Source organism: Serpentinimonas raichei (assembly GCF_000828895.1).
GTDB lineage: Bacteria > Pseudomonadota > Gammaproteobacteria > Burkholderiales > Burkholderiaceae_C > Serpentinimonas > Serpentinimonas raichei.
Genome location: NZ_AP014568.1, coordinates 2,369,652 through 2,391,044, shown reverse-complemented (window position 1 = coordinate 2,391,044; position 21,393 = coordinate 2,369,652). Strand labels below are relative to the sequence as shown.

20 protein-coding genes are annotated in these 21,393 nt (G+C 67.5%); 4 read left to right on the top strand and 16 right to left on the bottom strand.

The features are described from left to right. Positions 1–45: 45 nt before the first annotated feature. Positions 46–1,074, top strand: coding sequence for an L-threonylcarbamoyladenylate synthase (locus SRAA_RS11155; protein ID WP_045533819.1), 1,029 nt, complete (start codon positions 46–48; stop codon positions 1,072–1,074). Between the two features lie 54 nt (positions 1,075–1,128). On the opposite strand, the gene SRAA_RS12885 is transcribed toward SRAA_RS11155, so the two are convergent. The 4 genes from SRAA_RS12885 to SRAA_RS11135 all read right to left on the bottom strand — a co-directional run bounded on the left by SRAA_RS12885 (position 1,129) and on the right by SRAA_RS11135 (position 3,114). Next, entirely contained in the window at positions 1,129–1,353 is a 225-nt protein-coding gene (locus SRAA_RS12885; RefSeq protein WP_045532771.1) for a type II toxin-antitoxin system HicA family toxin, read from the bottom strand. Next, complete coding sequence (locus SRAA_RS11145; protein ID WP_045533817.1) at positions 1,353–1,562, bottom strand: type II toxin-antitoxin system HicB family antitoxin; 210 nt, start codon at positions 1,560–1,562, stop codon at positions 1,353–1,355. The genes SRAA_RS12885 and SRAA_RS11145 overlap by 1 nt, the downstream gene beginning before the upstream one ends. An 89-nt stretch (positions 1,563–1,651) precedes the next feature. Continuing rightward, complete coding sequence (locus tag SRAA_RS12640; RefSeq protein ID WP_045532769.1) at positions 1,652–2,602, bottom strand: anti-sigma factor family protein; 951 nt, start codon at positions 2,600–2,602, stop codon at positions 1,652–1,654. Next, positions 2,602–3,114 (bottom strand): RNA polymerase sigma factor, encoded by a 513-nt coding sequence (locus tag SRAA_RS11135; protein WP_045532767.1) that lies wholly within the window; start codon positions 3,112–3,114, stop codon positions 2,602–2,604. The genes SRAA_RS12640 and SRAA_RS11135 overlap by 1 nt, the downstream gene beginning before the upstream one ends. Positions 3,115–3,220: 106 nt before the next feature. Between SRAA_RS11135 and SRAA_RS12110 the strand changes: the two genes are divergently transcribed. Further along, complete coding sequence (locus SRAA_RS12110) at positions 3,221–4,603, top strand: S8 family serine peptidase (protein ID WP_171820244.1); 1,383 nt, start codon at positions 3,221–3,223, stop codon at positions 4,601–4,603. A 23-nt stretch (positions 4,604–4,626) separates the two neighbouring features. On the opposite strand, the gene SRAA_RS11125 is transcribed toward SRAA_RS12110, so the two are convergent. The 3 genes from SRAA_RS11125 to SRAA_RS12105 form a co-directional block, all read right to left on the bottom strand. Next, positions 4,627–6,294 carry an ATP-binding cassette domain-containing protein gene (locus SRAA_RS11125; protein WP_045532765.1) on the bottom strand — a complete coding sequence of 556 codons (1,668 nt, stop codon included), beginning with the start codon at positions 6,292–6,294 and terminating at the stop codon, positions 4,627–4,629. A gap of 11 nt (positions 6,295–6,305) precedes the next feature. Beyond that, positions 6,306–7,391: a P-loop NTPase family protein gene (locus tag SRAA_RS11120; protein WP_045532763.1), complete on the bottom strand. Its 1,086-nt coding sequence runs from the start codon at positions 7,389–7,391 to the stop codon at positions 6,306–6,308. 66 nt (positions 7,392–7,457) lie between these two features. Further along, positions 7,458–8,354, bottom strand: coding sequence for a hypothetical protein (locus SRAA_RS12105; RefSeq protein WP_052467569.1), 897 nt, complete (start codon positions 8,352–8,354; stop codon positions 7,458–7,460). A 169-nt stretch (positions 8,355–8,523) separates the two neighbouring features. Here SRAA_RS12105 and SRAA_RS11110 point away from each other — a divergent pair, with 169 nt between their 5' ends. Both SRAA_RS11110 and SRAA_RS11105 read left to right on the top strand, forming a co-directional pair. Next, the gene (locus SRAA_RS11110) at positions 8,524–9,069 is read left to right on the top strand and encodes a hypothetical protein (protein WP_045532761.1); all 546 of its coding nucleotides are present in this window, start codon (positions 8,524–8,526) and stop codon (positions 9,067–9,069) included. A gap of 49 nt (positions 9,070–9,118) precedes the next feature. After that, the gene (locus SRAA_RS11105) at positions 9,119–11,563 is read left to right on the top strand and encodes a putative bifunctional diguanylate cyclase/phosphodiesterase (RefSeq protein ID WP_144318757.1); all 2,445 of its coding nucleotides are present in this window, start codon (positions 9,119–9,121) and stop codon (positions 11,561–11,563) included. A 13-nt stretch (positions 11,564–11,576) separates the two neighbouring features. Here SRAA_RS11105 and SRAA_RS11100 read toward each other — a convergent pair whose 3' ends face one another. The 9 genes from SRAA_RS11100 to minC form a co-directional block, all read right to left on the bottom strand. Continuing rightward, positions 11,577–11,858, bottom strand: a complete 282-nt coding sequence (locus SRAA_RS11100) for a SemiSWEET transporter (RefSeq protein WP_420834934.1) — start codon at positions 11,856–11,858, stop codon at positions 11,577–11,579. 2 nt (positions 11,859–11,860) lie between these two features. After that, a complete protein-coding gene (locus SRAA_RS11095; RefSeq protein WP_082040042.1) occupies positions 11,861–13,351 on the bottom strand; it encodes a bifunctional enoyl-CoA hydratase/phosphate acetyltransferase in 1,491 nt (496 codons plus the stop codon). 21 nt (positions 13,352–13,372) lie between these two features. Further along, on the bottom strand, positions 13,373–15,010 hold the full coding sequence (locus tag SRAA_RS11090; RefSeq protein WP_045532755.1) for a PEP/pyruvate-binding domain-containing protein: 1,638 nt from the start codon (positions 15,008–15,010) through the stop codon (positions 13,373–13,375). Next, positions 15,007–16,962 carry a DUF47 domain-containing protein gene (locus SRAA_RS11085; protein ID WP_045532753.1) on the bottom strand — a complete coding sequence of 652 codons (1,956 nt, stop codon included), beginning with the start codon at positions 16,960–16,962 and terminating at the stop codon, positions 15,007–15,009. The genes SRAA_RS11090 and SRAA_RS11085 overlap by 4 nt, the downstream gene beginning before the upstream one ends. Before the next feature lie 86 nt (positions 16,963–17,048). After that, positions 17,049–17,807: an enoyl-ACP reductase FabI gene (fabI, locus tag SRAA_RS11080; protein WP_045533811.1), complete on the bottom strand. Its 759-nt coding sequence runs from the start codon at positions 17,805–17,807 to the stop codon at positions 17,049–17,051. 98 nt (positions 17,808–17,905) lie between these two features. After that, on the bottom strand, positions 17,906–19,132 hold the full coding sequence (locus tag SRAA_RS11075; protein WP_045532751.1) for an acetate/propionate family kinase: 1,227 nt from the start codon (positions 19,130–19,132) through the stop codon (positions 17,906–17,908). Positions 19,133–19,215: 83 nt separating this feature from the next. Further along, positions 19,216–19,479, bottom strand: coding sequence for a cell division topological specificity factor MinE (gene minE, locus SRAA_RS11070; RefSeq protein WP_045532750.1), 264 nt, complete (start codon positions 19,477–19,479; stop codon positions 19,216–19,218). Between the two features lie 5 nt (positions 19,480–19,484). Beyond that, the gene (gene minD / locus SRAA_RS11065) at positions 19,485–20,297 is read right to left on the bottom strand and encodes a septum site-determining protein MinD (protein ID WP_045532748.1); all 813 of its coding nucleotides are present in this window, start codon (positions 20,295–20,297) and stop codon (positions 19,485–19,487) included. Positions 20,298–20,329: 32 nt separating this feature from the next. Next, positions 20,330–21,082, bottom strand: a complete 753-nt coding sequence (gene minC / locus SRAA_RS11060; RefSeq protein WP_045532747.1) for a septum site-determining protein MinC — start codon at positions 21,080–21,082, stop codon at positions 20,330–20,332. Positions 21,083–21,393 lie beyond the last annotated feature (311 nt).

Genomic DNA, 21,393 nt, shown 5'->3' with positions numbered 1-21,393 from the left:
TTGGGCACAGCCTTGGGCGACCCGGGCGGCGCAACCGCAGCCGGGCTGGAGCCGCTGCTGCAGCGCGCCTGCGCCCAGTTGCAAGCCGGCCGCTTGCTCGCCTTGCCCACCGAAACCGTCTATGGCCTGGCCGCCGACGCCGATGCGCCCGAGGCGGTGGCGCGCATCTTTGCCGCCAAGGGCCGACCGGCCGACCACCCGTTGATCGTGCACGTGGGGGGCCGCCAGCCCGCGCAGTGGCAAGCGGCGGTGGCGCACTACGCCAGCGCCTGCCCCGACTTTGCCCGGCGCCTGATGGCCGCTTGCTGGCCCGGCCCGCTGACGCTGATCCTGCCGCGCCGCCCCGGTGTGGCCAGCGCCGCCGCCGGTGGGCAAGGCAGCATCGGGCTGCGCTGCCCGGCGCACCCGGTGGCGCAAGCCGTGTTGCTGGCGGCCCAGCAAGTGGGCCTACGCGGCTTGGCGGCCCCGAGCGCCAACCGCTTCGGCCGCCTGAGCCCGACCCACGCCGAGCACGTGGCCGACGAATTTGCCGGGCTGCTCAGCGACGAAGAACTGCTGATCTTGGATGGCGGCCCCTGCCCGGTGGGGATCGAGTCCACCATCATCGACTGCAGCCGCGGCCAGCCGGTGCTGCTGCGCCCCGGCGTGCTGCCCCTGAGCACGCTGGAAGCCGCCGCCGGCCAGCGGCTGGCCGAGCGCGACGCCGCCGCCCCGCGCGCCTCCGGCACCCTGAGCGCCCACTACGCGCCACGGGCCCGGTTGCGCCTGATGCCTGCGGCCGAGATGCAAGCCGCGCTCGACCTGCTCGGCCCCGACGCGCGCCACCTGGCGCTGTACAGCCGCAGCCTGCTGCGCAGCGCCAGCCGCCATGTGCGCGTCGAGCGCATGCCCGAGCAGGCCAGCGCCTGTGCACACGAATTGTTTGCCGTGCTGCGCGCCCTCGACCGCCCCGAAACCCGGCTGATCTGGGTTGAAACCCCGCCCGACGATGCGGCCTGGGACGGCGTGCGCGACCGGCTGCAGCGCGCGGCCGCGGCTGGCTGCAACACGCCTCCGAGTAGAGCCGCAGGTTAGGGATACTTCGTGTGGTTGATCGTGCCACTGGGGTTGAACGACCTGTTGGGCGCTCTATAGCCGACCCAGCAACTCTTCGACCAATACGTTGATGTCTTGCGCAATTTTGCGCAGCAAGACGGGTGAAACATCTTGGCCCTTGTGAAACGGGACGGTTGTTGCACGACCGTCGGGATGGCGGAACTGCTTGTGCGAGCCCTTCTGCCTAGACTCAGCGAAACCCAAGCGTTCGAGATGGCGAACCACTTCCTGCGGCTTCAAAACGGGCAGACTGCCCATTAGGCGATGGCAAGCTGCTGGGTACCCACAAACTGTGCATCCAACACGGGCTCGCCATCTTCCAAGAGCATGGAGACAACCTCTTGGAGGTTCTGCTGCAACTCATCCAGTGAGGTGCCTTGGGTATGCGCACCCGGGAACCCGGGCACGTAACCGACGTAAAGCCCTGTTTCGGTACACTTTTCTACTATGGCGGTAAAGGTTTTCATGATCAGGGTTGTGGCGGCCATGGAACGCAGCGGGCTTGCTTGAGATTATGAACGGGTCAGTGCTGGAAAGCAAGCTGCGTAGCCCCGGCTCAGGGGCGTGGCGCCGGCCCTTGCCAGCCCGCTGCCAGGCGCGCCTGCTCGTCGGCTGCGTCCAAAAACTCAACCGCGCCCAAGCGATCATAAAAATCTTGCAAAGCCGCCTGCTGGGCCCCGCTGGCGGTCACAAAGCTGCCCTCGGGCAGCGTTTCGCTGGCGGCAAAGGCCACCGCCCAGCCGCTGTCCGGGGTTTGGCACAGCACCGCCAGCGTCTGCGTCACCGCGCCGGCCACTGCGCGGCTTTCTTGCAGCTCGCGGCAATGCTGCCCCGGGGCGCGCTCGAAACTGCCCATCAGTTCCAGCGTGTCGGCCCCGATGCGCAGCACCTGGCCGCTGGGCAGCGCCTGCAGCGCCACCCGCACGCGCTCGTCTTGCAGCGGCGCTTGCACTTGGGCCCAGTGCGGCTGCATCGTTGGGGCCTGCACCCCGGGCCCGGCGCGCCCCAGCAGCAGCAGCAGCGCCAGCCCGGCCAAGGAGGCCAGCGCCACCCCCTGCCAGAGCCACGGCGCCGCCCCGGCGCCAGCCGGTCCACCCGCGCCACCCGCGCCACCCGCGCCACCCGCGCCACCCGCAGCGCCCACCCCCCCCGCACCGCCAGCCATGGGCCCGCCCCGCCGGCCCAGCCAAGCCCCGGCCCAATGGCGCAGCAGCCGCCGCCACGGGCTGGGCGGGCTTGGATCGGGCGCGGTGCGCTGCGCCGTCTGCGCCAGCGGCGGCCACGGCGCGCTCATGATCGCTGCCACCAGGTGCGGCGGCACCGGTTCTTGCAATTTGGCCTGAAAGGCCGAGCGGATCGCCTCGCCTTGCCCCACCAGCGCCTGCAAGCGCTGGCGCAGCGCAGCGTCCTGCTCCAGTGCCTGCTCCACGCGCAGGTAGTCTGCATCCGCTTCCAGCTGCCCATCCAAGTAGGCCAGCAGGGTGCTGTCGTCGATCGCCGTGTTCATCATCTTCCTTTGCCTCGTTCTGCTTGTCCCAGCCCCTCGGCCAACTTGCTGCGCGCGCGTGCCAGGCGGCTCATCACGGTGCCGATCGGCAGCTCCAGCGTGCTGGCCGCTTCCTTGTACGACAAACCCTCGACCGCCACCAGCAGCAGCACCGCGCGCTGCTCTTCGGGCAGCTCGGCCACCAGCCGCCGCACCTGGCGCGCCTCGCTGCGCGACTCCAGTTGCGTGCGCCCGTCGTCGCCCATCAACTCATCGAAACCCTCGTCCCACGAATCGGTCTGCTGGCGCTGGCGGGTGCGGTACTCGTCGAGCCAAGTGGTTTGCAAAATGCGAAACATCCAACTGGCCAGACTGGTGCCGGGCTGAAACTGCTGCCAGCGCTCGATCGCCTTCAGGCAGCCGGTTTGCACCAGATCGTCGGCCTGATGCCCGTCGCCCGTGAGCCCGTAGGCAAAGCGGCGCAAGCGGGGCAAGAGGCTGATGAGTTCGGCGCGCGGGTCGATGGGATTCATGTCGGGTGTTGCAAGGGACAACGATCGGGGGCGCGCTTTATTCCGCGTTGGCGCAGCGCGGCGCTTTGCGATAGAGTCTACCTCTGTGATGCTGCACTCCACCCCCTTGTGCCCCCCCGCGCGCGCCGCCCGCCCCCTTGGGCTGGTCCGCGCGGGGCTGCTGGCCGGGCTGGGTTTTTTGGGCCCGCTGCTCTGGCTGCCCCCCTTGGGCACCGCCCCAGGCCCGGGCTCCGCTTTGGTGTGGGCTGACGACGGCGGTGGCGATGATGGCGGTGGCGATGATAGCGGTGATGATGGCGGTTCTGCTGCCGGCAGCAGCGGCAGCGCGGCCGATGGCGGCGGCTCTGGCGCCGACCCCGCACCCGCATGGGGCTGGTTCGCTGCAGCCCAGCGCGCCGACGAACACCTGCCCAACGAACTGCTGGCCCTCAACCCCAGTTCGGCGGCGCTGGCCTATGCCAGGTTGCAAATGGGTGTCGAGGTGCTGGAGACGCGCAACCTGCGCGGTTTGGGCCTGCAGGTGGTGCGCCTGCGCTTGCACGGTGTGCCCGCCCGAGCCACGCTGGAGCGCTTGCGCGCCTTTGACGCCGGCACCTTTCATTTGCAGCACCTGTACGCGCTGGCGCAAACGCCGCGCGCGCCTGCCTTGGCAGGGGAGCGCGGCGCAGAACCGATGGCTCCCTCCAAACTGGCCATCGGCTGGCCAGCCGCAAGCGCGGCCTGTGGGCGCAATCAGATTGTCGGCATTGTGGACACCGAGGTACAAGCCGGCCACCCGGCGCTGCGCGGCGCGCAAATTCGCAGCCAGCGCAAACTCAACCCAGAGCAAAGCGCGGTGGCCGACGACCACGGCACCGCCATTGCGGCGCTGCTGGTGGGCCAACCCGCCGGGGGCTACACCGGCCTCATGCCGCGTGCGCGCCTGCTGGCAGCGGCCCCCTTTTACCGCCTGCCTTCAGGCCAAACGCGCGCCGACGCCTTGGGCTTGGCCCTCAGCCTGGACTGGCTGGTGGGGCAGGGCGCGCAGGTGATCGGCATGAGCCTGGCGGGCCCGCGCAATGCGGTGCTCGACGCCGCGCTGGAGCGCGCCCGCGCCCGGGGCGTGGTGGTGGTGGCCGCAGCCGGCAACGGCGGGCGCGCTGCCGCACCGGCTTTTCCCGCCGCCCACCCGTCTGCCTTGGCCGTCACGGCCCTGACCCCGGCCCAAGCGGTGTACCGGCGCGCCAGCCAGGGCGAGCACATCCGCTTTGCCCTGCCCGGCGCCGATCTGCCCACCCTGGGGCGCGACGGCGCCTTGCAACGGCGCAGCGGCACCTCGTTTGCGGTGCCTTTCATGGTGGCCCTGGTGTCGCAGTCGCTGCACGAGCGCCAGCTCAGTGCCGCGCAGTGGTTCAGTGGCCAAGGCATGGCGCTGCAAGACCTCGGTGCCCCCGGACGCGACCCGGTTTTTGGCTGGGGCCTGCCACGCCTGACGCCGCGTTGCCGCTGAGTTGGGGGCCCACTGCAAGCGGCCTAATTGGGCTCCGCAGGTCCCAGCACAGCAGCCGTTTGACCTGGATTGAGCAACCAGCGCTGGGTTGGCAACCCCTCACGGCCCAGTGCCTCAAAGCCGACCCACACCACCGCCGCCGGGCTGGTCTGCAACCAGTGCCGCACCGCACGGATCAGCAGCGGGTCGCGATCCAGCCCCAGATCGTCTAGCAGCACCACCGGCATGGTGCTGAGCAGCGCGCGCGCCAGCAGCACCCGGCGGCGCTCGTAGTCTGACAAGTTGCGCCCCGCCCAAAGCAGCCGACCCTCCAGCCCGCCGAGGCGCCGCAGCGTGTCTTGCAGCCCGACGGCGTGCGCCACCTCCAGCACCCGCGCATCGCTGGGTCGCGGTCGGCAGTTGAGCGTCAGGGCACGGCGCAGGCTGCCCGAAAGCAGGGGGGCCTCGGGGTCGATCAGGGCCACCCACTGCAGCCCTTTGCTGCCCGATGGGGCGCGCCGCCGCACCTGCCCGGCCTCGGGCCGCACCAGGCCTGCCAGCAAGCGCAGCAGCGTGCTCTTGCCAGACCCGGCTGGACCGGCCAGCCAAACCCTGTCGCCGGCGTGCAGTTGGAATGCGCCGCTGTGGTGCAGCGGCCCGGCCCGCACGTCCACCAGTTTGATCAGCGCGGCCTCAGCCCATGCGTCGGACTCCGCCCGCTCTGTCGGCGCCCGGGCCGAGCCTGTATTGACGGGCAGCGGCCCGTTGCCCCCCGCCAGACCCTGCAACAGGCGTGGCTTGGCGGCCAGCCACGCAGCTCGCCGGTCGCCCACACCGGCCAGATCGCGCAAACCCTGCACCATCAAGCCCACCGCAGCCAAGGTGGCGGCGGCGTCGGCCGCCGCCAAACCCAGCAAAAAAGCCGCTGCCAACACCCAGACTATGGCCGCGGCGCGCACCAAATCGGCCGCCGCACGCATCAGCCCATGCTGGCCTTGGCGCGCCACCGCGGCCACTTCAACGCGCTCAAAGCGGCTCTCCATGTCGTCGCACTCTTGCTGCAAGCGCCCCGCCAGCCGCAACGACTGGGCATGCGCCAGCCGCTCAGAGACAAACAGATTCAAGCGCGAACGGGCTCGGCGCAAACGCCCATGCACCGGCTGCAGGCCAGCAGCCAAATAAAACTGGGCAGCCATCCCCACGCCGATGGCCACCGCAACGCCCAAAGCCAGCACCGGCGGCATCCAGAGGGCCAAAAAAACCAGCAAGGCCGACAGGCTGATTCCGGTCGCCAGCAAGCGCAGCAACCCTTGCCCTATCCACTGGCGCACCGCCCCCATGTCGCCCACCAAACGCTGGTGCAGCACACCCGGGTTGAGTCCGCCCCCCCAGAGCGGTCGGCTGCGCGCCATGGCTTTGAACAGGGCCAGACGCAGCTCGTTGGCGTAGCGCTGACCGAGCCGCTCAGACTGCTGGCGCTCGTGCCAGCGCGCCAGCGCCAAACCCACTCCACCCACGGCCACCCACAGCAAGGCCTCCCACGGCAAGGGCTGGCGCGCACCCAGTTCCACAAAAGCCAACCGCACCCCCAGCGCCACCAGCGCAGCACAGGCTGCCTGCGCCAGCGCCAGCACCAACACCTTGAGCACGGCCGCTTTGCGCCCGCTGCACCACAAGGGCGGCAGGGCCAGACTGGGCTGATTGGGCGCCATCGCTGCGCCGCTCAATGCACGGCCTGCGCCAGCTCGGGGCGGCCTGCTGCGGCAGCAAAGCGCTGCAGCAAAGCGGCCGCCACCGCGGGGTCGCGCAAAGCCTCGCGCGAGAGCACTTCGAGCCCGGTGGCGGCAGCGGCCTCTTGCGCGCTCAGCGGTGCGGCGGTGATCAGCCCGGTGATGGCGGCCGGCGCTTGACCCAGCGCCCGCATGCTCGCCAGTCCGCCTACCGCCGAAAGCGAGTCGGCGGCGGCAAACAGCCAGGCGTTGAAGCGCTCACACACCTGCGGATCGCCCAGCAGCGCACGCGTTTCCTGTTGCAGCACGCCATCGGCAAACTCCACCACCGCCACTTCGCAGGCCGCAGCCTCGGCGCTGGCCAGCAAGGTGTCGAGCGCCTGCGCCAGCCGCGCATGGGGTTGCTGATAGGTCGAGACCATGCCCGCGTCGGTGAAATCGCTCACAAAGCTGGCACCGGCGTCGTGGTACTGCCACCAGTCGCCAAAGGCCCCGGTGCCGGTGGCCTTGATGGCCGCCGTGCGGTAGCCGGCCCGCTCCAGGCCGTGCACCAGCGCCGCCACGGCCGAGGTTTTGCCGGCGTTCATGCTCGCCCCCACCACACCGATCACGCACAGCCCCCCGCTCGGTGTTGCCGGAGCAAGGGCGTAGCGTTGCAGGTTGATCACCGCCCCAGCCCCATCGCACAGCAACCCGAGCGGCTGCAGACGGGTGGGCGTTTTCATGCGTGCGTGGCGCTGGCGCATGGTGCCGATGCAGCCCCCGCCAGCCAGCAAATCGGCCCCTTCGGGGTCGAGCTGCGCCACCCCCTCAAACTGGTCGCTGGCATAGCGCGCACCGCAAGCGGCCACGATCAGATCGCCCTCGTAGAGGTCGCTGTGGCGACCATCGGCAAGCTGCAAGCGCGGGTGGGCTGCCACTTGCAGCACCCGCGCCAGCACCAAGTCGCCCGAGCGGGCTTGCGCCACCGCTTCCTGCAGGCCCTGCGCCTGCTCAGCCGGCACGCGGCGGGTGGAAAAGGCCCATTTGGCGCTCTGCAGCGTGTGCTGCAACCAACGGTTGAGGGTCGAGTCTTGCATGATGGATTCCTAGATAGAGGGATGACAAAGGGGAGAGAAATTCCTCGGTAGCCTCGGCCTCATGGCTCAGGCAAAAACCAAGTTGCGCAAATTGCCGTGTGGCTTGGGCTCTGGCAAGGCGAGTTCAGCCAACTGACCGCTGGCCATGCACTGCTTGAAATCGTGGCCGGCTTGGGGCAGCACCGTCAGCCGCACCTGGCTGCTCAAACCGCGCATCTGCCCGATATGGCGCAACTGCGCGACCCAGCGCCGGGCCCTGGTTAGCCGGTCACGGCCTTGCAGGGCATCGAGTGGTGGCGACGAACGGGTGTTTTCGTCCACATGGCAATCCTCGCTGCCAACGGCCACCTCAATGGGAATCTGCAAAAACCGCGCCAGGCGCTGCGCGCTCAGAACCCCGCCCCCAGCGGCTTGGCCATTCCCCACGGACTTGTGCAGCGGCAGCCCCAAGCCGTGCGGGAAGGCCTGTTCGTCCGGCCAGGTGTACCAACCGCTGGCGCAGACACACAAATTTTCAATCCGATGCGGGTGCAAGAGTGCAAAACGGTGCGCAAACTGGGCCCCACCGGAATAGCCAAACAGCGCAATGCGCCGGGTGTTGACGCGCCACCGAAAGCCAATCGATTCGAGCAGCATCAGCAACGCCGCATCGGCGCGCCGCCCTCGTGGCCCCAGCCTCTGGTAGCCCGGCCAATGGGTGGAATCAAAACGCGGGGCCACCACCAAGCGGCCCTGCTGGTTGGCGCGCCCTATGAAAGCCTGCACCTGGCTGCGCGCCGCGCGCCCAATGCCATGCACCGCCACCAGCACCGGCAAGGTTGGGTCGAGGCGCGCCGGCACCCCCACCCACGCCCCCAGCCCATGGTGCAAGGCCGCTGGCAGGGCCACGATTTGCCCAGGGTCGCGCTCAGGGCCTGGGCTTGCCGATGCATCGGCATGGGCGGGAAAGGGATAAATCTGCATGTATGCACTCCAGTTTGTGGACTCTGAATGCACAACGCACAAGGGCGCCGCTTAATTCCGCACTTACAAATTTTTACCGCCGCCAGGCGTTGAACCGCTGGGGCGGAATAAATCGGATGCAGCCGCGTTGTCGCTGCAACACCCGATTGTTTTTGCGAGCCGCCCCATCATGTACGCCCACCTGACCACCCTGAAGCGCCACTTTGCGCGCCTGCTGCACGCAGCGGTTGCAGAACCCGCTCAAGCCGCAGCCAGCGCCGACGTGCGCATCAGTTGGCGCCTGATCCATACCGAGCTGGGTTTGGCGGCTTGGGTGGCTGAGACGGGCCCGCAGCGCACCACCTGCTCGCCTGCAGCCAGCGCCGTGCTGGTGCTGACCGACCCCGATGACAGCGAATCACCGCGCGAGCTGGCGCGCCAACTGGCTGCCGCCCATCCGGGGCACCCGGTGGTGCTGCCGCTTTGGCAGGCTGAACAACTGCAGCAAGCAGGCCTTCCGCCCGAGGTGGCGCTGCAATTGCTGTTGCAACGCCTGCGCGACGACGGGCTGGTGGGGTCGGCCCCTCCGACCCTCTTGAGCAGCGACAAAACCCGGGCGCTGGCACGCTGTTTCACGCAGCGCTATGATGCCCACATGCAATCCTTGCCCCGCACTGCTGGCCACTCGCTGCTGCAGCGCAACGGTGCTTCAGCGCGCCGCTGGCTCCCAGCCTGAGTTCATACTTACCCCTAGCGCTCCTTGACGCTTATTCTTGCCCCACCCAGTGAGCTCAGCCCTTTTGTCGTGGTGGCAACGCCAGCGCCTAGCCACCCGCTTGATGTGGGCCTCGGTGGCCTTGGTGATGCTCATGCTGCTGCTGCTGTTTGGCTTTGTGCAGGCACTCATCACGCAGCAAGCCAAGCAGCAGTTGACGCACGAGCTGCAAGCCGCCGAGCGGGTCTGGCGCAGCCTGCTGCAGCAAGAATCGAACCGCTTGCTCGATGGCGCCAGCTTGCTGGCCTCCAACCACGAACTGCGGCGCGCCCTCGGGCGCAAAGACATGGCTCAGATGGAGGCGGCGCTGGCGCTCGAGGGCAAGCGCATCGGGGCCCAGATCACGGCCGTGCTCGACCCCGACCTGCGGCTGCAAGTCACCAACCCGCTCGACTCGCTGTTCCTGCTCTGGCTCAAGCACAACGCCTACCCACAGATGGCCCGCTCATCCGGCCCGGCGGTCGGCAACCAGCCGCCCGCTTGGCTGCAAGACGCCGACTCGCTGGCCCGCTTGCTGCAGGCGCTGGCCGAGCACACCACGCGCGACCGCCAGCGCTCGGTGCTGGCGCTGCTGGGTGGCGCGCCGTACCAGTTCGTCGCGGCCCCCATCGTGGACCAAAACCTGAATCGGGTTCAGGGCTGGGTGTTGATGGGTTTTGCACTGGCTCCCGCGCTGGCCACCCAATTGCACACCGACCTGGAAGTGCACGTGGCGCTGCTGGCCGCGCCCAGCCAGCAACCCACCAGCCTGGTCTTTAGCACCTTGGACCAGCCCCCGCCCGGGCTGGAAGTCTTGAATGGCTACGTCTGGATTGACGGCGACCGCTACGCCCGCCACCCCGTGGCCTTGCCGGCCTGGGGCGGCGAGTTGCACACCGTGTTGCTGCGCTCGCACACCCAAGCCATGGCGCCGTTCGTGCAGTTGCAAGTGGGGTGGGCGCTGCTCAGCCTGGGCGGTCTGATCTTGTTTGGCTGGGCCAGCTCACGCAGCATGCGCCGCATCACCGGCCCGCTGGCGGTGTTGCAGCGCGCCGCCCGCTCGCTCGAGCAAGGCCGCTTTGACGCCCCCTTGCCACCCAGCAGCGGCCACGACGAGGTGTCGCAGCTCAGCCGCGGCTTTGAGGCCATGCGCCAGAGCCTGGCCGAACAACAAACCGAGATTCGCCGCCTGGCCTACCGCGACCGCCTCACCGGCCTGCCCAACCGGCAGCGCTTTGTGGAGGCGGTGGAACTGGCGCTGGGTCAACAAACACCGGGCCAGCCCCCGCTGTCGGTGCTCACACTCAACCTCGACCGCTTCAAGCACGTCAACGAGGTCATGGGCTACGCCTTTGGCGACGAGTTGTTGCGCGCCGTCTCGCAACGGCTGCTGGAGGCGGTCGGCCCGACGCACCTGCTGGCGCGGCTTGGGGGCGATGAGTTCGGCGTCTTGCTCAGCGGCTTGTCGGCCCCGCAGGCGCTGGAGCAGGCGCGCCTGATTTTGGCGCAACTGGGGGCCGGGGTGGTGATCAGCGGGCAGCGGGTGGACGTGCGCGCCAGCGCCGGCTTGGCCGAAGGTCCGCGCGACGCCAACGAGGCGGGCGGCCTCGTCAACCGCGCCGAAATGGCCATGCGCCAGGCCAAACGCCGCACCGCCGGCGTGCTGTGTTTCGTGCCCGAGCACGACCGCAGCCAGGTGGCCGATTTGTCGCTGCTGGGCGCCATGCGCGACGGCATTGCGCGCGGCGAACTGCGGCTTTATCTGCAACCCAAGCTGCCGCTGCTGCCCACGCGGGCGGTGGCCGCCGAAGCGCTGCTGCGCTGGCAGCACCCGACCGAGGGGCTGATTGCACCGGCGCGCTTCATCCCCTTTGCCGAGCAGACTGGATTTATCTCGGAACTCACGACTTGGGTCATCGACGCCGCCGCCCAGGCCAGCGCGCAATGGGCGCAGCAGGGATTTGTGTGCCCGGTTGCGGTCAATGTCTCGACGCGCGACCTGCTCGATCCCACTTTTGCCGACCGGGTGGCGGCCTGCCTGGCGCGGCACCGGGTCGATGCCAGCCAGATCAGCCTCGAGATCACCGAAAGCGCCCTGATGGAGGACCCCGAGCGCGCCTTGGCCACCCTGCACCAGCTCGCCGCCCTCGGGCTCGACCTGGCGATCGACGACTACGGCACCGGCTATTCGTCCCTGACCTACCTCAAGCAACTGCCGGTGCAAACGCTCAAGATCGACCAAACCTTTATTGGCCAGATGGCCAGCGACAGCCGCGACGCCGCGATCGTGCAATCCTCGCTCGACCTGGCGCACCAACTGGGGCTGCGGGTGGTGGCCGAGGGGGTGGAAGACGCCGCCACGCTGCAGCGGCTGCGCGCTTGGGGCTGCGACTGGGCGCAGGGCTACCACATCGCCAAACCGATGCCGTGGGAGCAGTTCGCGCCTTGGTGGGCGTGGCAGCACCAGCCGAGCTGACCGCGCTGACCGTTCAGCCGCGCGCGCTGCCGGGTGCGCGCCCGAAGCGCAGCTTCATGCCCAAAATGCCCAGCGCCAGGCTGAGCGTGACCGCGTTGGCAATGATGATGGGCCACGCACCCAGCAGCCAGCCATACACCAGCCACAGCGCCACGCCGAGCGTGAAGGCGCTGTACATCAGCAACGAAATGCCGCTCACATCGCGCGTGCGCCAGGTGTGCCACGCCTGCGGAATGAAGCTGATGGTGGTGAGCAAGGCGGCCATGCTGCCGATCAGCTCGCCCCAAGCGGGCATGCTCATGCCCGTTGCCGAGTGGTGTCGGTTGGGACTGGCGCCGTGCCAGCGGGAGAGGCGGCGGGAATCGACCTTGGGGCGGCTGCGTGCAGGGTGCGGTTGTGCTGCACGATCAGCAGCGCCAGCAGCGCCGAAGCCACGCGCGCCTGCGGCCCGTCGGCGCGGCTGGTCAGCGCAATCGGAATGCGCGCCCCGAGCACGATGCCGGAACCGCTGGCCCCGGCCAGGTATTCGAGCTGCTTGGCCAGCATGTTGCCGCTCTCCAAGTCGGGCACCAGCAAAATATCGGCCTGCCCCGAGACCGGCGATTCGATGTGCTTGATGGCCGCGGCCTGGGCCGAAATGGCGTTGTCGAAGGCCAGCGGGCCGTCGAGCACGCCACCCTTGATCTGGCCCCGGTCGGCCATTTTGCACAAGGCGGCGGCGTCGATGGTGGAGGGGATGTTGGGGTTGACGGTCTCGACCGCCGACAAAATCGCTACCCGCGGCTGCTCCACACCCATGATGCGCGCAAAGTCGATCGCGTTTTGCACGATATCGACCTTCTCGCCCAGGCTGGGGCGGATGTTGAGCGCGGCGTCGGTGATGAGCAGCGGCTTGCTGTAGAGCGGCACGTCGAAGCGAAACACGTGCGACATGCGCCGCCCGGTGCGCAGCTCTTTGCGCTGCAACACGGCGGCGATCAGCTCGTCGGTGTGCAGGCTGCCTTTCATCAAGGCATCGACCTGGCCGGTGGCGGCCAGCTCGGCCGCCCGTTCGGCGGCGGCGTGGCTGTACGGCACGTGCAGGATTTCGCTTTCACCCAAATCCAGCCCGGCCTCGCGCGCCACCGCCAAGATTTTTTCCTTGGGACCAATCAGCAGCGGGATCATCAGCCCATGCCGGGCGGCGTCGAGCGCGCCCGACAGCGAGCCGACGTCGCACGGGTGCACCACGGCGCAGCGCATCGGCGCCATGCCGTCGGCCAGCGAGAGCAGCTCGCGGAAACGCGCTTGCGGATCGAACAGTTGAATGGTGGGGGCGTTGATCTTGGGCAGGCGCACCTTTACGGTGGGCGCCAGCACCTTGGCCATGCCTTGCAGCACCTTCTCGTTTTTTTGGTTGACTACCAGGCAGTCGAGCTCGACCGCTTTCTTGACCTCGTCTTTGCTCAGCACGGTGGCGGTGACGGTGAGCGTGTCGCCGATGCGCACCGGGCGCACGAAGCGCAGCGCCTGCTCCAAATAGATGGTGCCCGGCCCCGGGAACTGGGTGCCGAGCAGCGCCGAGATCAGCGCGCCGCTCCACATGCCGTGTCCGATCACGCCATGAAACAGGGTGTCGTTGGCGTAGGCCGGATTCAGGTGCGCTGGGTTGGTGTCGCCCGAGACGGCGGCGAAGGCCTGGATGTCTTGCAGCGTCAGGGTGCGCAGCAGGCGCGCGCTCTGGCCGATCGACAGCTCGTCGAAGGTGAGGTTTTCACTCCATTCGCTGGAATTTGTGGGCTGGATCATGGGGTTTCCGGTAATGAAAGGTCAGGCATTGGAGCGCAAGGCCTGCAGGCGGCGCTGCAAGGGGGTGTCGGGCACGTCAACGACGGCCAAGGCGCCAGCATAAACGATGCCTTGGTTGCCGTCCAAGGTGAGGGTCTGCCCCACCGCAAACTCGTGCGGGCCAAAAGCCACCGTTTGGCGTTGCGCGTCGATGCGCAACCCTTCGCAGCCGACCAGGCACACCTTGCCCAATTGGCGCGCCACCACCGCCGCGTGCGCGGTGCGCGCGCCGCGCTGGGTCAGCAGCCCCTGCACCCGCTGCAACGCCTCGATGTCCTCGGTTTGCGCGTCCTGGCGCACCAAAATCACCGGCACCCCGGCGCGGGTGCGCTCGATGGCGCGCTCCGGGTCGAGCGCGATCTCGCCGCTGGCAATGCCGCTGCAGGCGCTGCTGGCGCGCGCCAGCTCCAGCGGTGCGGCCGCGTCGGCAGCGCTGTCCCCGGCGCTGGGGGCCAGTTGTTGCCGCACCAGGTCTTTGGCCTTGAGGTGGGCGGTGCGCTCGCGCGCCGTCTGGCGCTCGATCTGGCCGGCCTCGTACAGGTCCAGCGCGATGCGCGCCGCCGCGCGCGGGGTGCGCTTGCCGCTGCGGGTTTGCAGCAGATACAGGTGGCCGTCTTGCACCGTGAACTCGAAGTCTTGCATATCGCCCAGCTCGTGCTCGAGCGTGCGCGCCACCTGTTGCAGCGCCTCCCAAGCCTGCGGCAAGGTCTGCGCCAGGGTGGCGTGGCCGTGCGCGTTGCGCTGCCCGCTGACCACGTCTTCCCCTTGGGCGTTGGCCAAAAAATCCACCCACAGCGTCGGCTCGCCGCTGCTGGGGTCGCGCGTGAAGCCCACCCCGGCGCCGCTGCGGTGTCCGGTGTTGCCAAACACCATGCGCTGCACGATCACCGCCGTGCCCAGCCCTTCGTCGATGCCGTGCAGCTTGCGGTAGCTGTCGGCCTTGGGGCTAAACCACGAGCCATACACCGCCTGCACCGCCGCCGCCAACTGCTCCCGCGGGTCTTGGGGAAAGGGTTGCCCCGCCAGGCTTTGATACAGCTCCAGGTAGCGCCGGCACAGGGTGCGCAGTTGCGCGTAGTCGAGCGTGCGCTCGTCGGCTCCGGCGCAGGCCAGCAAGCGCTCGGCCTCGAAGGGTTGTGCCGCCAGCCCGCCCACCACCACGGCGTAGCTGGCGATCAGGCGCCGGTAGGCGTCCCAGACCATGCGGGGGTTGCCACTTTGGCGCAACAGCCCCGGCAGGGTGGCGTCGCACAGGCCGACGTTGAGCAAGGTCTCCATCATGCCGGGCATCGACACCGGAGCCCCGGAGCGCACCGAGACGATCAGGGGCGCGTGGGCGTCGCCCAGCTGTTGTCCGCACACCGCCTCGAACGCCGTCAGGCCACCCCCAAACAAGGGCAACAGGCTCTCGGCCGGTTCGCGGGTGTAGTGCGTGCCCAGCACCAGCGCCGGCGGCACCGGCAAACCGAGCCGCGCCATGCGCAGCAAATGCCATGCCTTGGACCCCATGGCCTCGAGGCTGTCCTTGCTGGCCTTGCCGGCCTTGGGCATGGGCTCCGAGGTGCCGATCAAAAACAGGTGGCGCGGCCAAGCCGAGGCGTGGTTGGCGGGTTTTTTCATGCCACCACCCCACCCGGGTTGAGCACGATGCGGCGCAGCACGTAACCCGCGCGCAACAAGTGGTCGGTGGCGTCTTCGAGCGCGGCCGCCACCTCGTTGGCCAGCCCGAACAAAACCGGCTGCGTGGCCAGCTCGCGCACCACCTGCACCCGCGCTTCGCGGTACAGGTCATCGCACAGGCGCTCGCCGCGCAGGGTGCGCCAGAGCGCTTGCAAAAAAGCCTCTTCGTCGGTCCGGTTGGCCTGTTGGCTCAGGTGGCGCGCAATCTCGATCGCCTTGATCTGGTCTTGAATGGCCGCCAGCGTGGTGTCGGCCAGCCGCTGCAACACTTGCACGATGGCCGGCGGCAAGCCGCGCAAGGGTTCGGTGTGCAGCAAATGCAGCAGGTACACCGACTCTTCTAGCGTGTCGGCCACGTCGTCCATGGCGCCAAGCAACTCCAGCAGCGGCAGCCAGCGTTCGTGGCGCCGCGTGCGCTCGCGTGCGGTGGACAAAATCTGGTCGGCTTGGTGCTCCCAGGCTTTGGCGCGGCTGAGCGTTTGCAGCCACTGCGCCGGGTCGGCCCCGGTGTCCCCGGCCAAGGCGCGGCAGACTTCGGTGGCGATGGCATGCTGCAGCGCCGCGTGCTCGGCCAGCAAATCAAACTCAAAGCTGCGCTGGCGCATGGCGCGCGCCAGCAGCAGGCGCGCTTCGTCTTGCACCATGGCGGTGGGCAGTTGCTGGCGCAGTTTCAGGCTGGCCTCCGTCAGCAGGGCTTGCAAAAACTGGCGCGCCGCGGTTTCGCCGAGCACCTGATCCAGCCGTTCACCGACCCTAAAGGCGTGGCTGTCGACCGCCTGCATGGCCCCATAGACCAGTTGCTCGCCACCGGCCAGCAACCAGCCCATGTGGCCGACGTCGGTTTGGGCGCAGTGGGTCAGCACCTCGAGCGCCAGCGGTTTGGAGACGAACAGCTGCAGCCGCTTGCGGGCCCGGTTCCAGTCGATCAGGAATACGATGCGCGAAGCCGCCGCCTCCAGCCCCTGCAACAGCGCCGCCGGCTGGCGCACCTGCAGCGTGGCATGGCCGAGCACGTAGGGCTTGCCTTGGTTGAGTCCGTCTACGGTTTGCGGGGCCAGCAACTCCCAGGTAAAACCCAGCGCCTCCAGTTGCAGGCGAAAGAAATCGAAGCGCACCTGGTGCAAGTCGGAGTAGGTCAGGCGCACCGTTTTGCCTTGCACCTCGAGCACCAGCACGTGCGCGTCGTTGGTGCCGATGTCGTTTTGGATCAGCAGCTTCTTGCCGTGGCGCGTAACCGCCGTGGCCAGCCCGGGGTGGCCAAACTTGAGCGGTGCGGTGCGCTGCAAACCGCGCATGAAGGCCTCGATCAGGGGCCGGTCGTCGGGCTCGATCTGCCACACATGGGCGCCGTCGATGTTTTCGGTGGCAATCTGGGCCGCCAAGGCATTGAGCCGCTTGTGCAGGTCCATCACCAGCAGGTGCAGGCTGTCGCCGCGCGAGGGCTCGCCGTGGGTCAGGCTGCCCAAGTCGCCCGGGCGCAAGCCGCTTTGCTCCTGCAGCCGCTCGAGCACCGCGATCCAGTGCCCGCGCCGGCTGCAAAAATCCGACTCGGGCTGATCCGCAAACTCGCACACCGGTTTGGCCATGGTTTCGAGGTCATCGGCCATGGCTTGGGTCAGGGTCTCGATCTGCGGCAGCACCAGCAGCGAGTCTTGCATGTAGGCGTTGGCGGCCAGTTCCCCCAGCCAGAGCAGATCGGCTTGGCCGTGCTGGCGCAACTCGGCCGACCAGTCGGGCAGCGGGGCTTGCGCATCGGCCGCGTGCGCCGCCGCCGACTGCAGCACCGACAGATACAGCTTGAGGCGGTCGTTGGCCAGCAAGGCGGCGGTGATCCAGGCCGGCAGCAACAGCGAATTCTGGCCCATCGAGGCAACGGCTTTGTGTTTTTCCATGGTGTGGCTCCAACTCCAAAAGCCGAGCTTGCCTTGTTAGCGTGTCAGGCGTATTTCAGGCCGGCGCCCTCATGCACGGCAGCCGCTCAAGCCATGTGGTGCAGGCCGGCATCGACGTAGATCACGTCGCCCGTGATGCCCGAGGCCGCCCCGCCAACCAAAAACGCCACCGCGCGCCCGACTTCGGCGATGTCCACCAGCCGCCGGCCGGGCGAGCGCGTCACCGCCATGTCGATGAGCTCGTCGAAATGCGCGATGCCTGAGGAGGCGCGCGTTTTCAGCGGGCCGGGCGAAACGGCATAGACGCGGATGTCCTGCTCGCCCAGCTCTTTGGCGAGGTAGCGCACCGATGACTCCAGCGCCGCCTTCACCGGGCCCATCAGGTTGTAGTTGTTGACCACCTTGTCGGCGCCGTAGTAGCTCATCGTCACCAGCGCGCCGCCGGGGCGCAGCAGCGGTTCGGCGTGGTGCGCCATTTCGATGAAGGAGTGGCAGGACACCTGCATCGCCTGCAAAAACCCGGCTTGCGAGCAATCGACGATGCGCCCGTGCAGGTCGTCGCGTGGCGCGTAGGCGATCGAGTGGATAACGAAGTCCAGGCTGCCCCAGTGTTGCTTGATCTGCTCGAACACCTGCGCCATCTGCCCCGGCTGGCTCACATCGAGCGGCAGCAGCAGCGCGGCCTCGATCTGCTCGGCCAGCGGTTCGACGTATTTTTTGGTTTTCTCGTTGTGGTAGGTGAGGGCGATCTCGGCGCCGAAGGCGCGCAGCTTGGCGGCGCAACCGAAAGCGATGCTGTCGGCGTTGGCCACACCCACCACCAGGCCGCGTTTGCCTTGCAGCATGTCGCCGATGCGGGTGTTTTCGTCCCAGACCTTGGGCAGCGGGTCGCGCGAGTGGGGGTCGATGAACATGGCTCTGCTCCAAAGTTGCTGAAAAAATTTCAAACCGCTTGCCACAGCGCCAGCGCGTGTTCGGCCAGCATGCGCTCTTCGTCGGTGGGCAGCACCAGCACGCTCACGCGCGAGCCGGGCTGGCTGATCTGGCCTTGGGGCTGCGCACCGGCATGGGAGGATCCGTGGGTGGCATTGGCGGCTGGGTCAAAATCGATCCCGATCCAGCCCAGGTCTTGCAAAATGCGCTGGCGGATGGGCACGGCGTTTTCGCCGATGCCGCCGGTGAACACCAGCGCATCTAGCCCGCCTAGGCTGGCGCTCAGGGCGCCGATCTCGCGCTGGCAGCGCGCCACAAAATAATCCAGCGCCTGCCCGGCCTGCGGCTGCTCAGATTGCAGCAGCTCGCGCACATCGTTGCTCAGGCCCGACAGGCCCTTGAGGCCCGATTGCTGGTACAGCAGCTCGGTCAACTGCTCCGGGCTGTAGCCTTTTTCGGTCAGCAGGTAGAGCAGCACGCCGGGATCGATCTGGCCGCAACGGGTGCCCATGGGCAAGCCGTCGAGGGCGGTAAAGCCCATGCTGGAATCGATCGACACCCCTTGGCGCAGCGCGCACATCGAGGCCCCGTTGCCCAGGTGCGCCACGATCACGCGCCCCTGGTGCAGCGCCGGCCAGTGCGCCTGCAGGGTGCGTGCGATGTATTCGTAGGACAAGCCATGAAAGCCGTAACGGCGCACGCCTTCGTCGTAAAAACGCCGTGGCAGGGCAAAGGTGTCGGCCACGAAGGGGTGCTGGCGGTGAAAGGCGGTGTCAAAACACGCCACTTGCAGCGCCTGCCCAAAGGCCGCCATGGCCGAGCGGATGCCGGCCAGGTTGTGCGGCTGGTGCAGCGGGGCCAGGGGGGCCAGCGCATCAAGCTGCGCCAGCACCTGCGCATCGAGCCGCATGGGCTGGGCAAAATGCACCCCGCCGTGCACCACGCGGTGGCTCACCAGCGCCACTTTTTCCTCGGGCAGGTGCTGTTCCAGCCAGTGCAGCACGGCGTCCAGCGCCTGCTCGTGGCCGCTGCGCCCGCTGGCCACAGTCGGCAGGGCCTGCTCTTGTTTGCCGTGCAGGCTGGAGCGCAGGCTCAAGCGCGCCGCCGCACCGCCTATGCCCGACACCTGCCCGTGCGCCAGCGGCGCAGGCAAGGGCGTGCCCTTGGCCCCGGGCAGTGGGGTGAGCGAAAACTTGATCGACGACGATCCGGCGTTGAGTGTGAGCAGCAAAGGCATGGTGGGCAGCGGTAACAATGGAACCGGCCCAGTATAGGCAGGGATTTTGACAACGCGGCGGCACCGTCATGCGGTGCACCCCCTCAGCGCTGCGTGTCGGGCAACTCGATCTTGACTTCCAGCACGTCGAGGTTGTCTTGGCGCTCCAAGTGGACGCGGATGTCGCCCGGATTCACGTGCACGTACTTGCTGATGACGGCGATCAGCTCGCGCTGCAACTGCGGCAGGTAGTTGGGCTCGCTGACGTTGCGGCCGCTGCGCTCGTGCGCCAGGATGATCTGCAGCCGGTCTTTGGCGATCGAAGCAGTCTTCTTTTTCTCGCCCAACAAAAAGGACAGGAACGACATCGTGCTCACCTCCCGAACAGGCGTTTGAGCAGGCTGGGCTTTTGCGCGTCGACGAAACGCAGCGGCCGCTCATGGCCCAAAAAGCGCTCGATCACGTCTTTGTAGGCTTCCGAAACCTCGCTGCCTTGCATGTGCACCGCCGGCAGGCCCTGGTTGGAGGCTTGCAGCACGGTTTCGCTCTCGGGAATGACACCGATCAGCGGAATGCGCAAAATGTCTTGAATGTCTTGCAAGGAAAGCATCTGCCCCTCTTGCACCCGATTCGGGTTGTAGCGCGTGATCAGCAAATGCTCTTTGATCGGCTCGCGGCCGTCGATGGCGCGCTGGGTTTTGCTGCTGAGCATGCCCAAGATGCGGTCCGAGTCGCGCACGCTCGAGACTTCGGGGTTGGTCACCACCAGCGCCTCGTCGGCGTAGTGCATCGCCATTAGGGCGCCAGTCTCGATGCCGGCTGGCGAGTCGCAGACGATGTAATCGAAACCCATGCCCGCCAGATCGTTGAGCACGCGCGCCACCCCCTCTTGCGACAGGGCGTCTTTGTCGCGCGTCTGGCTGGCCGCCAGCACGTACAGGTTGTCGCACTGCTTGTCTTTGATCAGGGCCTGGTTCAGGTTGGCCTCTTGGTGGATGACGTTGATGAAATCGTACACCACGCGCCGCTCGCAACCCATGATCAGGTCGAGGTTGCGCAAGCCCACGTCAAAGTCGATCACCACGGTTTTGAGCCCTTTGAGGGCCAGCCCGGCGGCAAAGCTGGCGCTGGTGGTGGTCTTGCCCACCCCGCCCTTGCCTGAAGTCACCACGACGATTTTGCTCATGTTTGTGTATCTTTCTTGGCCGTATTCTATTTTTAGGCAATGGGTTCGATCAGCAGCCGCTCACCTTGCCCGTTGCGTTGCAGCCGCACCATGGCGGGCTTGCCCTGCACGGATTGCGGCAGCGGCACTTCGCTGGTGCGGTAGGTGCCGGCAATGGACAGCAACTCGGCTTCGAGGCAACTGGTAAAAATACGGGCGTTTTCATCGCCGCGCGCTCCCGCAATCGCTTTGCCACGCAGCGGCGCATAGACGTGGATGTGGCCATCGGCCACCACCTCGGCACCGGGGTTGACCATGGCCATGAGGATCAGGTCGCGCCCGCGCGCATAGACCTGCTGGCCCGAGCGCAAAGGCCGGTCGATCAGCAGTGCACCAGCATGGGATAAGTCTGCTGGAGCAGACACTGGGCTGGCCGCTGGCGGCTGTGCCTTGCTGGGCACCCGATTTTGCACGGTGTCAATGGCGTCGTCGGCGCGTGCCAATCCGGCAGCGGCAGCTTGTAGGCGCAGCGCATTCGATCCGCCCCGATACGCCAAGGGTTGCAAATTGGCGTTGCGCAAGAGTTTGAGCAGCGCCGGCAAATCGCATGCCTGATCAACGGTTTCGATGGCGCTGAAGTCGAGCAGCAGCGCGTCTTGTTCAAAAAACCCCTCTGCGTCGCCGTAGCGCTGTTGCCAGTCGTGCGCCAGTTGTTGCGTGTCGGCACTGCGCAGCGCCAAAGCCAGCAAGGGCCATTGGGTGCTTTTGAGTTCGAAACTCGTGGAGGGGTCAGAAGCCGCTGGCATGGACGGTGGGAGGTGGTCAAAGGCAAATCTTAACAGCCCAGCCGCCGCCCAAAGCAGGGCGATGGCGCGGGTGGCGTCGCTTATGGCCCAGGGCTCGGCCTGCGTTCTCCCCTATCTGTCTAAATGTATTTTTAAAACATAGTCGTAGTAGTAGGTGTCTGGAATTTCGCTGAACAACCCATTGTTTTCTTTATTTTCAATGCCTTGTGGGGTTTTTTGGCTGTGCACAGTGGGGCTGGTGTAAACCTTGCGGCGCGGAACAAGTGCCCATGTGCGGCGGGGCCTGTGGACAACCCTCAACTTGTGCCCGA